The following is a 12,550-nucleotide window of genomic DNA, read 5'->3' on the forward strand; positions in this document are numbered from 1 at the left end:
TCTCTGATTCGATGTCCACATGGAGAGAACAGGCAAGGAAGCAGCGGCGGAGGTGACGCCCGACACGGTCAGAGCGCTCACCGACGTCGCCGTCGCCGCGGGCGTCATGTCGTCTCTCGCATCCCTCACCCGCGCCACAGGGCTGTACGCGGCGTACCGGGCGGCGCGGTTGATCCCGGAGGCGTTCGCGCTCGGTACCCGCCTGCCCCGCAGGGGATCCGATGATCTGTTCGAGAGGTCGATCAGGGCGGATCTGGCGGTCGCGATGCGGACCACCGAACGGCTCATCACGCGCACTCTCGCTCATGCGCAGCTGCTGACCGAGGAGCTCCCGCGCACCCGCGCCGCTCTCGCGGCCGGCGCGATCCTGTGGGAGGCGAGCGAGGTGATCTGCGACACCGCACTCACCCTCCCGCAGGCGTCGCTGATCGAGTTCGACGAGCGCGCGGCCGAGGTGGCGCTGACCGCGACTCCCTCGCAGCTGCAGAGGGCTGTCATGCGGATGCGGGACGAGCTGCACGACGAACCGCTCGCCGCCCGGCACGTGCGCGCCCGCGCCGATCGGAGCGTGTGGGTGAGCCCGAGGATCGACGGGATGGCGACATTCTGCGCCGTGCTGCCGGCCACGGTCACGATGGGCGCCTTCGACCGCATCGACCGCATCGACCGCATCGCCAGAACCCTCCGCGACCACACCGACAGCGAAGAGCGGACACTTGCACACCTGCGCGCCGACGCGCTCGCCGATCTGCTGACCGACGGCGACATCGCCGGCACGACCCCCGTGAGCGGGCCCGAGACCGCCGCTGCAACGTTCGTGTCCGGAGTGCGCGCCGAGGTGCGGCTGACGCTCGCCGCGAGCACCGCCACCACTGCCGACGACGCGCCGGCCGACCTCGACGGCTACGGACTGATCCCCGCCGACGTCGCCCGCGACCTCGTCGGAGTCGGTGCCTCCTTCACCCGCATCCTGACCGACCCGGACACCGGGACCGTCACCTCCGTCGGCCGGACCCACCGGGTCCCTCCGCCGCGCATGCGACTGCACCTGCAGCTCCGCGATCAGACCTGCCGCTTCCCCGGCTGCACCCGACCCGCCTCCACCGCGGAGGCCGATCACACGATCGAATGGCGCAACGGAGGCGAGACCGCCCTGCAGAACGTGGCCTCGCTCTGCACCGGACATCACCACGTCCGCCACGGCGATCGCTGGACGTACGTCCTCCATCCCGACGGCGTCGCGGACTGGACGACACCGACCGGGAGACGCGTGACGACCCGGCCGACCGTGCTTCTCGGGAAGGCGCCGGGGCCACCGCCGCGACCGAGCTTCGACGAGACACCGCCGGCGGTCTGAGACCGGGCCCCAGCGTCGGCGAGACGACGAACGGCGCGAATCCCGCAGGATCCGCGCCGTTCACCGTGCCTGTCGCCCTTACTCGGCGGGCGCGCTGATCTCGGCCAGCACGCGATCGCCCGGGAACGCGGAGACCATGTCGGCCTCGATCTCGGCGCGCTCGAGCAACTCCTCCATGCGGTGGCGGCGGTTGCGCGTGATGAGCGTCACGACCGTGCCCTTCTTGCCCGCGCGGCCGGTGCGGCCGGAGCGGTGCAGGTAGGTCTTGTACTCGTCCGGCGCGTCGGCCTGGATGACCAAGTCGATGTCGTCGACGTGGATGCCGCGAGCCGCGACGTCGGTCGCCACGAGGACGTCGACGCGACCGCTCGTGAGCAATGCGAGGTTGCGCGTGCGACGCGACTGGTTGAGGTCGCCGTGCAGGCTCGTCGCGGGGATGTCGGCGTGCTCGAGCTGCTCAGCGAGCTGCTCCGCGAACGCGCGCGTGCGGGCGAAGATCAGCGTCTTGCCTGCGCGAGCGGCGAGCTCCTCGATGATCCGGCCCTTGTCTCGGTGCTCGATCAGCAGGACGCGGTGGTCGATGGTCGAGGACGCCTGGTCCTCGCCCGCGACCTCGTGCACGCTCGGCGTCACGAGGAACTCCTCGACGAGCGTCGCGACGCCCTTGTCGAGGGTCGCCGAGAACAGCAGGCGCTGGCCGCCGGTCGCCGTGCCGCGGAGGATGCGCTGCACCGGCTCGAGGAAGCCGAGGTCGCACATGTGGTCGGCCTCGTCGAGCACCGTGATCGTGATGCTCGAGAGGTCGAGGCGACCCTGCTCGATGAGGTCCTCGAGGCGACCCGGCGTCGCGATGATGATGTCGACCCCGCGCTGGAGGGCGCCGACCTGCTTGTACTGAGGGACGCCGCCGTAGATGGTCGCCGTGAAGAGGCCGACGGAGCGCGCGATCGGCTGGATCGTGCGGTCGATCTGCATGGCCAGTTCACGGGTGGGCGCGAGGATCAGCGCGCGGGGTGCGCGGCCGGGCTTGCGACCCTTGGCTCCGTTGTTCTCCATGAGGCGCTCGACGACGGGGGCGCCGAACGCGATCGTCTTGCCCGAGCCGGTCTTTCCGCGGCCGAGGACGTCCTTGCCGGCGAGCACCTCGGGGATGGTCGCGGCCTGGATCGGGAACGGCGCGGCCGCCCCCATCTCGGTCAGCTGACGAACGATGTTGGCACCCAGGCCGAGGTCGCCGAAGGTGACGCCCTCGACGTCGACCGCGAGGGTCGAGGTCGCCTCGAGGCGCTCGAGCACGACGTCGTCGGCCTGGTGGCCCGGGCGCGAGGTGCGGCTCGGGTAGAAGTCCGAACCGGAGTCGCGGCGCGAGGGCTTGTCGTGACGGTCGAAGCTCCGCGTCGGGCGGTCGCCGCGATCGTGCGAGCGGGCGGGACGGGTGTCGCGGTCGAACGAGCGGGCGGGCCGCTCATCACGGTCGTTGGAGCGCGCCGGGCGGGCATCGCGATCGTACGAGCGGGCCGGGCGCTCATCACGGTAGTTCGAACGCGCCGGACGGGCGTCACGGTCGTAGCCGCGCGCCGGACGCTCGGTGCGGTCGGAGCTTCGCGCGGGGCGCTCGTCGCGGTCGAACGAGCGCCCAGGACGCTCGCTGCGGTCGAACGAGCGCGCGGGCCGGGCGTCGCGGTCGAACGAGCGCGCCGGGCGCTCGCTGCGGTCGTAGCTGCGGCGCTCCTCGGGGCGCTCGCTCCGCTCGGACGCGCGCTCGGCGCGCTCGTCGGCGTTCCAGCGCGCCTTCTTGGGCGCGTTCTCGTCGACGGGGCGGTAGCCGCGGTGGCCCTCGCTGCGCGCACCGGGCTTCGCGGCGGGGAAGCGAGAGCGGCCTCCGAGCTGCGACTTGCCGCTGGACGCGCCGAAGCGGTTGGGCTCGAAGTTCTTGGCGGGGCGCCCGCCGGCGGGCTTCTTGTTCTTGGGCATGACTGCTGCTTCCTGGGTTCAGGTCGTGCGCGAGCAGACTGCGGCGATCAGCACCCTCGTGGGGGCGTTCGAGCGCAGGCCTGCGAGAACCCGGGCGACAGGCCGCTCCTGCTCTCGTGGACGAGAGTGCCGAGCGGGCGATCGCTGATCGGGGCCGATTCACACATGTGATTTATCCGACGACGACTGTCGTGGATCCGGCCCGCTTGACTGACAAACCCATCCGCGCGTCAGCGCACGGAGTCAAGAGCCGACCGCAGGAGTATACAGGCGCACGCTGCCGCTGGCTAGGTCCCGCTACTCCGAGGCTCGCCGCGCCCGGTACGCCGCGACGTTCGCGCGGTTGCCGCAGTTGCCGGTGTCGCAGTAGCGCTTGGAGCGGTTGCGGGAGAGGTCGACGAGCACGGCCTCGCAGTCGTCGGCGGCGCAGAGGCGGATGCGGTCGCGCTCGTCGCCGCGGACGACGTCGACGAACGCCATGGCCGCCTCGACGACGATGCGCGTGGCGAGGGGGCTCTCGTCGCGGGTGGCGTGCAGGTGCCAGCCGTAGATGCCGTGGCGGACGAGCTGCGGAAGGGCCGGCGCGTCCTCGAGCATCGCGTTGACGAGGGCGACGAGGTCCTCCTCGGCCCGGCTCAGCCAGAGCGCCCGGAGCGGCGCACGGACTCCGCGGACCGCCTCGAGTTCGTCGGGCGAGTGCTCGCGACTGCCTGTGTAGCGGTTGTCGAGCACGAAGTCCTCGAGCTGCTCGAGGGTGACCAGTTCGTCCTCGCCCGACGGCGAGAGCTCGGGGAGGGTGTTGACGAGGACGGCGGTCGCGGTGAGGGCCGCTTCGACGTCATGAGCGAAGACCATGTTGACTCCTGACAGCGCGGGCGGTTAGTGTCACGAGCATACCGCTTGTCACCGGCAAACCGGCTTTGACTCATGAAGGGCCAGCCATGACCACCACAGCGCAGCCACGCCGCCTCGGTTCGGGCCTCGTGCTCGCACTGGCGGCCGCCGCCGCTTTCGGGCTCGGCGGCCCCTTCGTGAAGCCGCTGCTCGAGGCGGGCTGGACCCCGGCGGCCGCCGTGCTCTGGCGAGCGGGAGGCGCGGCGCTGATCCTCGCGGTCCCCGCGGTCCTCTCCCTCCGGGGCCGCTGGCACGTGCTGCGCCGCAACGTCGGCACGATCGGGCTCTACGGAGTGTTCGCCGTCATCGCCGCGCAGCTCTGCTTCTACAGCGCGATCGAGCACATGTCGGTCGGCGTCGCCCTGCTGATCGAGTACCTCGCTCCGGTGTTCCTCGTGCTCTTCGCCTGGGCGCGGACGCGCCGGCACCCAGGACGGTTCACCCTAGCGGGCTCCGCGCTCGCCCTGCTGGGGCTGGTGCTCGTGCTCGACCTGTCGGGCCAGGCCACTCCCGAACTCGTCGGCGTCGCGTGGGCGCTCACCGCCTCGCTCGGCCTCTGCGTCTACTACGTGATCGCCGGGCGGATCGATCCGGAGCTTCCGCCGATCGCCCTGACGGCCGGCGCGATGGCGGTGGGCGCGGTGCTCCTCCTGGCCCTCGGAGCCATCGGGATCGTGCCGCTGCGGGCGAGCTTCGGCGACGTGCTGTTCGTGGGCTCGGAGGTGTCGTGGCTGCTGCCCGCCGCCGTGATCCTGGGCATGTCGACGGTCACCGCGTACCTGCTCGGCATCGCCGGCGGATCGCGGCTCGGCACGCGGATCGCCTCGTTCGTCGGGCTCACCGAGGTGCTGTTCTCGATCGTCGCGGCCTGGGCGCTGCTGGGGGAGCTCCCCGCGCCGATCCAGTTCGCGGGCGGGGCGCTGATCCTCGTCGGCGTGGTGCTGGTGCGGCTGCAGTCGGAGGCGCCGAGTGCGGCTCCGATAGAGGAGCGCGAGCCGGTCGAGCCGCTGTACACCCCCTGATCACGGGGTTGCTCTAGGCGCAGGGGGTTCACGGCGCATACGCTCGTCTCACCCATGCGCGAGCCTCTCCGACCCACGCGATCCTTCGCCCTGTCTGCGGCGATCCTGGCGCTCACCGCGGGGCTGCTCGCCGGATGCTCGAGCACTCCCGTGTCGGAGCCGATCGCGCAGGCCCCCGGGGCGGCTCCGGTCGCCGCGTACCCGGATGTCCCGGTCGAGGCCGACCTGGTCTACGACGAGGCGACGGGCCAGGCGCTCGACGTCTGCTCGCCGGTCGACGCCGGCGCCTCGCCCCTCCCCGCGGTGCTCGTGGTGCACGGCGGGAGCTGGGCGCGCGGCGACAAGGCCGACGTCAACTGGCGGCCGCTCTGCCAGTGGCTCGCCTCGGAGGGCTTCGTCGCGGTCTCGGTGAACTACCGCCTCGCTCCCGACGCCGTGTTCCCCGCGCAGATCGACGACGTGTCGGCCGCTCTCGACTGGATCCTCGATCCTGCGCAGACCGAGCGCTTCGGCATCGACCCCGATCGGGTGGCGGCGTTCGGCGGCTCGGCCGGCGGCAATCTCGTCTCGCTCCTCGGCACTCGGGAGTCGACCTCGTCCCGCCTGGCCGCGGTGGTCGACCTCAGCGGCCCCTCCGATCTGACCGCGGCCGGCCTCGCCGACGACGACCCGGTCGTGGGGGTCGCCGGTGCTGTGCGCACGTATCTCGACTGCGCCGACCTCGCCGCGTGCCCCGCGGCGGCGGAGGCGTCGCCGCTCGCCCATGTCGACGGCACGGAGCCCGCCTTCCTGATCGCGCACTCGGCCGAGGAGCGGATCGCGCTCTCGCAGTCGAGCGCGTTCGCCGACGCTCTCGACGCGGCGGGCGCGAGCGTCGACTTCGTGGTCGTCCCCGGAGCGGCGCACTCGATCGCCATGCTCGACGAGTCCCTGCGCGGCACGATCGTCGAGTTCCTGCACGCGCAGCTCGACGCCCCGGCCGAGCAGACCCTGTCACTCGACGCCGGAGCGACGGACCCCGAGTCGTGACGGCCGGCATCGTCGTCCGACTCGAGCGCGGGGACGCGGCCGATCTCGCGGCGCTGCTGACGCCGCCTCCCCCGCGGCACGCCCGCGCCTTCGCGGCGCGCGACTCCGGCGGGCAGCTGCTCGGTGCGCTCGCGCTCGCGCCGGGGCCCGACGACTTCGCCGAGCTGCTCGCGGCGACGGTGCTGCCCGCGGCGCGACGCGCGGGAGTCGCCCGGCGACTGGTCACCGCGGCCGAGGCCTGGGCGAGGGTCCAGCGGATCCGCACGATGCGGTTCCGCGTCCCCGTCGGGGCGACCGAGGCGATCGCCACCGCCTCCGCACTGGGCTTCATCGAGATCGACGGATTCGGGGCCCACGTCGGCGATGTCTCGGGCGTCTGCTTCGCGAAGGCGATCTGACCGGCAGCACCGGGGTGACGCGCAATCACCACCGCAGCAGCGCGGTCACCAGTGCCGCCGTCAGCACGACGACGACGAGCGGCGCGCGCAGCAGCGCGGCCGCCACTCCTGCCGCGACGCCGACCGCCCGGGAGGCGGGGGCCGGCTCGGTGCCGTCGGCAAGGGTCGAGACGAGGGCGACGGCGACGAGCAGCACCACCGTGCCGCGGTCGAGGAGGCGCCCGGTCGCCTCACCGAGGTCGACCCGGTCGCCGAGCGCGGCGCCGCCCGCGCGGAGTGCGAAGCTTCCGACGGCGAGGACCGCGATGCCGAGGGTGACCGCCGCGGTGCTCACGCGCGCCTCCCCGCGACGACGAGGCCGGTGAGGGCCAGCACGGGCGCGAGGCCGAGCGGAGCGATCGGCAGGACCGCGAGCGCGACCACTCCCCCGGCCGTCGCTGCGGCAGCGGTCCGCGCCCGCCGCAGGGACGGAAGCGCGAGGGCGAGCAGGACGGCGGGGAACACGGCGTCGAGCCCGAGCACCGCCGGGTCGGCGACCACGGCGCCGAGCAGGGCTCCGACGAGAGCGCCGAGCGGCCAGGCGAGCGCGACGACCGCGCCCGACGTCCAGAACAGCGCGCGGCGGCGCTCGCGCGTCCCGCCCGACATCGCCAGCGCGACGGTCTCGTCGTTCGCCAGGTGCGCGCCGACGAGGCGGAGGGGACCGCTCGGCAGGAAGGCGCCCACTGTCATCCCGTAGGGCAGGGCGCGCGCGTTGACGAGCAGCGCGGCGAGCGCGGCGGCGAGCGGTGCGCCTCCGGCGGCGATCACTCCGACGAACAGGATCTCGGCGGATGCGCCGAAGACCGCCACGGCGAGCAGCAGGATCTGCCAGAGCGGGAAGCCCGCGCCGGCCGCGCCGAGCCCGTACGAGACGCCGACCACCGCGACGGAGGCACCGACGAGGGCGATGGCGCGCCGATCGGCGACTGTGAGTGTTCGGAGGAGCGAACGCGCGGCGCATATGGTGGACATGCGGCCATCGTGCCGTCGCCCCTTGCGTTCGTCAAGTCGAACGCTCGATCAGGAAGCCGAACGAAGTGACCGAATCCCCCCGCGACCTGGTGGCCGCCGCCCTCCGCCGCGAGCGCGGCCGCCTCGGCCTGAGCATCTCCGAGATCGCGCGCCGCGCCGGCATCGCGAAGTCGACCCTCTCGCAGCTGGAGGCGGGCGAGGGAAACCCGAACCTCGAGACGCTCTGGGCGCTCGGCGGCGCCCTCGGAGTCCCGTTCTCGCACCTCGTCGAGCCGCCGCGGCGCACCGTCCAGCTGATCCGCGCGGGCGACGGGCCGCGCATCGCCTCCGCGACGGCCGACTACGTCGCGACCCTGCTCAGCGCCTGCCCGCCCGGAGCGCGCCGCGACGTCTACCTCGTCGCGGGCGGGCCCGGCACCGCGCGCGACTCCGCCCCGCACGCCCGCGGCACCGTCGAGCACGTCGTGCTCTCGACCGGCCGCGCCCGCGTCGGCCCGGCCGACGAGCCGGTCGAGCTCGGGCCGGGCGACTACCTCTCGTACCCGGGCGACGAGCAGCACGTGTTCGACGCCCTCGAGCCGGGCACGACCGCGGTGCTCGTGTCGGAGCACGTCTGACGCGGTCGAGCCGCACGACGAAGGCTCGAGCCCTGTCGGCTCGAGCCGCCTCGCGCCTCAGTCGAGCGCGCACTCCCCCGAGTCCGACAGCGCCCGCGCGATCCGCTCGCGGTGGTCCGCCGACATCGGCGGCAGCGCGTCGAGCGCGAACCAGCCGACCTCGCTCGACTCCTCGTCGGCGACGTGCGCCTCGCCCGAGACGTAGCGGGCGCGGACGGTGTGGTCGAGGTACTGCGCGCGGTCGCCGTTGGGGTACTGCATCGGCGCGAGGGTGTGCACCCAGACGAGGCGCTCGACCTCGATGACGACGCCCGTCTCCTCCAGCGCCTCGCGCACGGCGGTCGCGGCGACGGTCTCACCCGGGTCGATGACGCCGGTCACCGGGGTCCACGCGCCGGTGTCGGAGCGGCGGACGAGCAGCACGTGATCCTCGCGGAGGATCACCGCGGTGACGCCCGTCAGCCAGAGCAGCTCGGTGCCGATCCGCTCGCGCAGCCGCAGGATGAACTCGGGGGTCGCCATCCGAGTCAGTCCAGGCGCGACTCGGGCCGGAAGTCGAACGCCACGACGCCCGCCGTGTCGAGGAACGGCCCGACGAACGCCTTGAAGGCGTCGTGCGCCGGATCGAACAGGCCGGGGCCGTCGACCGCCGGGCGGCCGAGGTAGTAGTTGAGGTCGCCCTCCGACGCGAAGGTCAGCAGGAACGCGCGGTCGAAGCCCTCGCCCGCGCCCTCGGAGCTGAGCTGCGGACCGGTCTCGAGCGAGACGATGTACGGCTTCCCGTCGCGGACGCACTCATCGGCGAGCGCCACGAAGCGCTCCGTCACCGCGTCGACCTCGGAGACGAGCGCCGTCGGCCGGAAGCGGAAGAGCACGATGTGCCGGAGGGTGCCGGGGCGGAAGTCGGGATCGACGAAGCGCTCGGGGCCCACCTCGGCCAGGACCGCAGCGGCCCGCTCGGGACCGCTCTTCCAGCGGGAGCCGATCGTGGTCGTGTCGGCCGTGCTCATGCGACTCATGCCGATGCCCCCTCGGCGCGAGCGGCACGCCGCCGCTCACGATACCCCTCGACCAGGTTGTAGACGACGGGCAGCACGACGAGGGTCAGCACGGTCGAGGACACGAGTCCGCCGATCACGACGATCGCCAGCGGTTGCGAGATGAAGCCGCCGTGACCGGTGATCCCGAGCGCCATCGGCAGCAGGGCGAAGATCGTCGCGAGGGCGGTCATCAGGATGGGGCGGAGCCGCCGCTCGGTGCCGTGCAGCAGCGCCTCCCGCACCGGCATCCCGCGCTCGCGGTACTGGTTCACCAGGTCGACGAGCACGATCGCGTTGGTCACCACGATGCCGATCAGCATCAGCACGCCGATCAGCGACGGCACGCCGAGCGGCACGCCCGTGATGACCTGCAGGGCGATAGCCCCGGTCGCCGCGAACGGCACCGACACCAGCAGGAGCAGCGGCTGCAGCAGCGAGCGGAAGGTCGCGACCATCACCACGTAGACGATCAGGATCGCCACCAGCAGCGCGATCCCGAGCTGCGAGAACGCGTCGCTCTGGTCGGCGGTGACGCCGCCGAGCGAGGCCGAGACGCCGGCCGGCAGGTCGGTGTCGTCGATCGCCGACTGCACGGCGACGTTCGCGGAGGCGAGGTCGTCGCCCTCGGGGGTCACGGTGATCGTCGCCGTGCGCTGCCCGCGCTCGGTGGTGATGCTCGCGGGGCCGTTCGTCTGCTCGACCGTGGCGAGCGTCGAGAGCGCCACCTCGCCGGCGCGGGTCGGGATCGGCAGGGCCGACAGTGCGTCGAGGGTCGCCGGAGGCTGCGCGTCGGCCAGGTAGACCGAGAGCGTCCGGTCGTCGATCACGACACTGCCGACCTGGGTGGGCTGCAGGGCCTGACTGACGAGCGTGCCGACCGCGACCTCGCTGAGTCCCGCCTCCGCCGCCGCCGCCCGGTCGACGCGGACCGCGATGTAGGGCAGCGAGGAGGAGAGGTTGCTCTCGGCCTGGCTGATGCCGTCGGTGCCGCGCAGCGCCTCGAGCAGGGTGTCGTTCGCGCCCTGCAGATCGCTCTGCGACGCGCTCGAGAGGTCGACCTCGATGTCCGAGGAGGCGCCGAAGCCGGACGAGGCGGCGACGCTGATGTCGTCGGGCGAGGCGATCGCGCCGAGCGCGTCGCGGACGTCGGACTGCACGACCTCCTGATCAGCCGACTCGTCGGTGGTGACCGAGTAGCGGATGGAGGAGCCGCCTCCGCCGCCGCCGAAGGCGCTCTGCAGGCCGCCGCCGGACGAGCCGATCGAGAGCTGCACGGTCTCGACCCCGCCGACGTCGAGGATCGCGGCGCTCGCCTGCTGGGCGGTCACATCCTGCGCGTCGAGGCTCTGCCCGACCGGGACGGTCTGGGTGACGGTGAAGGTGTTCTGGCCGCTGGAGCCGAGGAAGTTCGTCTTCATCAGCGGGTAGAGCGCGCCGGTGCCCACGAGCACGAGCAGGGCGAGCAGCACCGTCGTGACGGAGTGGCGCAGCGTCCAGCCGATGACCGGTCCGTAGACGCGCTGCAGCGCGGAGCCGCGGCGGGGGGCGGCGTGGGCACCGTGGCGCGGCGGTGCCTCCTCGTGCGCGGTCTGCTCGCCCGCCGCGCTGCGCTCCTCGGCGAGCGCCGCCTGGGCCGCCTCGCGCACTCCGGCGCGCTTGGAGGGGCGGAGGAACCAGTAGGCCAGCACCGGCACGATCGTCAGCGCGACGACCAGGGAGGCGAGCAGCGCGATCGTGACGGTCAGGGCGAAGGGCCGGAACAGCTCGCCCGTGGTGCCGCCGACGAACGAGATCGGCAGGAACACGGCGACGGTCGTGATGGTGGAGGCGGTGATCGCTCCGGCGACCTCGCGCACGGCGACGGCGATCGTGGCCGCGCGCTCCTCCCCCGCGTCGAGGTGCCGCTTGATGTTCTCGATGACCACGATGGAGTCGTCGACCACGCGTCCGATCGCGATCGTCAGGGCGCCGAGCGTGAGGATGTTGAGCGTGTAGCCCGCGGTCTGCAAGCCGATGAAGGTGATCAGCACCGAGGTCGGGATCGAGATCGCGGTGACGAGCGTCGAGCGCACCGACAGCAGGAACACGAGGATCACCAGCACGGCGAAGACGAGGCCGAGCGCCCCCTCCTGCGCGAGCGACTCGATCGAGTCCTGGATGTAGGGGGCCTGGTCGAAGACCGAGGTGAATGTCGCTCCGTCGCCGAGGGAGGCCTCGAGGTCGGGCAGCAGCGCGGTGACGCCGGTCGACACGTCGACGGTGTTCGCGGCGGGCAGCTTCGTGATCGAGAGCGTGAGCGCGGGCTGGCCGTTGACCCGCGAGATCGAGGTGATCGGGGCGTCCGTCAGGGCGACCGCGGCGACGGCGCCGACGGTCGTGACGGTGGGCACGGCCTGCAGCCCGGAGGCCCCGGTGAGCGAGGGCAGCAGCGGGAGGGAGGCGATGTCGTCCGTCGAGCCGAGCTTGACGCCCGACTGCACCGAGAAGGTCGAGCCGTCCTGGGTGATCTCGCCACCGGCGACGAGCACGCCGTTCTGCTGCAGGGCGGTGCGGATGTCGTTCACCGTGAGTCCGGCCGCGGCCAGCTGCGCATCGTCGGGAGTGATGGTGACGCGCTGGGCGCTCTCACCGACCAGCGCGACCTCGCGCACTCCGTCGACCTTCTCGAGATCGGGGATGACGGAGGTGCGCAGAGTGCTCGCGAGCTCCTTCGCGTCTCCGTCGCTCGAGACCGCGAGCTGCAGCACGGGCAGGTCGTCGAACGAGCCGGTGACGACCTGCGGGTCGACTCCCTCGGGCAGCGTGCTCTTGATGCGGTTGATCGCCTGCAGGATCTTCTGCTCGGCGGTCGCGAGATCGGTGCCGTAGACGAAGGACGCCGAGATCAGCGACGAGTTCGTCGACGAGGTCGCGCTGGTCGTCTCGAGCCCCGGCACACCCTGGATCGCGGTCTCGATCGGAGTCGAGACGTCGTCGTTGACCACCTCCGGCGCGGCACCCGGGTAGCTCGAGATCACCGCGAGCTGCGGGAACGAGATCGACGGAGCGAGCTCCTGCTTCAGACCGGTGAGGGCGACACCGCCGAACACGGCGATGACGACGGTGACGAGGGCGATGAGCGCCCGGTTCTTCATGCTCAGGACGGCGAGGAGATGCACGCTAAGAGTCTTCCATCAGCCAGCTGAGTATTCGTCGACCCGGGGGA

Annotated in this window: 12 protein-coding genes; 5 read left to right on the forward strand and 7 right to left on the reverse strand. The window is 72.5% G+C overall.

The window, feature by feature from the left end; genetic code table 11:
- The first annotated feature begins 19 nt into the window (after window positions 1-19).
- Window positions 20-1,357, forward strand: a complete 1,338-nt coding sequence (locus tag GRS92_RS01650; protein ID WP_159852668.1) for an HNH endonuclease signature motif containing protein — start codon at window positions 20-22, stop codon at window positions 1,355-1,357.
- Window positions 1,358-1,435: 78 nt separating this feature from the next.
- On the opposite strand, the gene GRS92_RS01655 is transcribed toward GRS92_RS01650, so the two are convergent.
- Window positions 1,436-3,331: a DEAD/DEAH box helicase gene (locus GRS92_RS01655; protein ID WP_159852670.1), complete on the reverse strand. Its 1,896-nt coding sequence runs from the start codon at window positions 3,329-3,331 to the stop codon at window positions 1,436-1,438.
- A gap of 297 nt (window positions 3,332-3,628) precedes the next feature.
- Entirely contained in the window at window positions 3,629-4,186 is a 558-nt protein-coding gene (locus GRS92_RS01660) for a CGNR zinc finger domain-containing protein (protein WP_159852672.1), read from the reverse strand.
- 86 nt (window positions 4,187-4,272) lie between these two features.
- Here GRS92_RS01660 and GRS92_RS01665 point away from each other — a divergent pair, with 86 nt between their 5' ends.
- Genes GRS92_RS01665 through GRS92_RS01675 form a run of 3 tightly spaced genes read left to right on the forward strand, consistent with a single transcriptional unit; the run spans window position 4,273 to window position 6,674 of the window.
- Window positions 4,273-5,247 carry an EamA family transporter gene (locus GRS92_RS01665; protein ID WP_159852674.1) on the forward strand — a complete coding sequence of 325 codons (975 nt, stop codon included), beginning with the start codon at window positions 4,273-4,275 and terminating at the stop codon, window positions 5,245-5,247.
- A 54-nt stretch (window positions 5,248-5,301) separates the two neighbouring features.
- Window positions 5,302-6,276 carry an alpha/beta hydrolase gene (locus tag GRS92_RS01670; protein ID WP_159852676.1) on the forward strand — a complete coding sequence of 325 codons (975 nt, stop codon included), beginning with the start codon at window positions 5,302-5,304 and terminating at the stop codon, window positions 6,274-6,276.
- Window positions 6,273-6,674, forward strand: coding sequence for a GNAT family N-acetyltransferase (locus GRS92_RS01675; protein WP_159852678.1), 402 nt, complete (start codon window positions 6,273-6,275; stop codon window positions 6,672-6,674). Before GRS92_RS01670 ends, GRS92_RS01675 begins: the two co-directional genes overlap by 4 nt.
- Window positions 6,675-6,699: 25 nt before the next feature.
- Here the strand turns inward: GRS92_RS01675 and GRS92_RS01680 are convergent, their stop codons facing one another.
- The gene (locus GRS92_RS01680; protein ID WP_159852680.1) at window positions 6,700-7,008 is read right to left on the reverse strand and encodes an AzlD domain-containing protein; all 309 of its coding nucleotides are present in this window, start codon (window positions 7,006-7,008) and stop codon (window positions 6,700-6,702) included.
- Window positions 7,005-7,688 carry an AzlC family ABC transporter permease gene (locus GRS92_RS01685; protein ID WP_159852682.1) on the reverse strand — a complete coding sequence of 228 codons (684 nt, stop codon included), beginning with the start codon at window positions 7,686-7,688 and terminating at the stop codon, window positions 7,005-7,007. The genes GRS92_RS01680 and GRS92_RS01685 overlap by 4 nt, the downstream gene beginning before the upstream one ends.
- Window positions 7,689-7,753: 65 nt before the next feature.
- On the opposite strand from GRS92_RS01685, the gene GRS92_RS01690 reads away from it, so the two are divergent.
- Entirely contained in the window at window positions 7,754-8,305 is a 552-nt protein-coding gene (locus GRS92_RS01690) for a helix-turn-helix domain-containing protein (RefSeq protein WP_204162105.1), read from the forward strand.
- Between the two features lie 57 nt (window positions 8,306-8,362).
- On the opposite strand, the gene GRS92_RS01695 is transcribed toward GRS92_RS01690, so the two are convergent.
- The 3 genes from GRS92_RS01695 to GRS92_RS01705 are packed head-to-tail and all read right to left on the reverse strand — an operon-like array spanning window position 8,363 to window position 12,503.
- Entirely contained in the window at window positions 8,363-8,827 is a 465-nt protein-coding gene (locus GRS92_RS01695; protein WP_159852684.1) for an NUDIX hydrolase, read from the reverse strand.
- 5 nt (window positions 8,828-8,832) lie between these two features.
- Entirely contained in the window at window positions 8,833-9,324 is a 492-nt protein-coding gene (locus GRS92_RS01700; protein ID WP_235021760.1) for a Dabb family protein, read from the reverse strand.
- Window positions 9,321-12,503, reverse strand: coding sequence for an efflux RND transporter permease subunit (locus GRS92_RS01705; RefSeq protein ID WP_159852688.1), 3,183 nt, complete (start codon window positions 12,501-12,503; stop codon window positions 9,321-9,323). The genes GRS92_RS01700 and GRS92_RS01705 overlap by 4 nt, the downstream gene beginning before the upstream one ends.
- Between the last annotated feature and the right edge of the window lie 47 nt (window positions 12,504-12,550).

This window comes from Rathayibacter sp. VKM Ac-2754 (assembly GCF_009807095.1).
In the GTDB taxonomy this organism is placed as follows: Bacteria; Actinomycetota; Actinomycetes; order Actinomycetales; family Microbacteriaceae; genus Rathayibacter.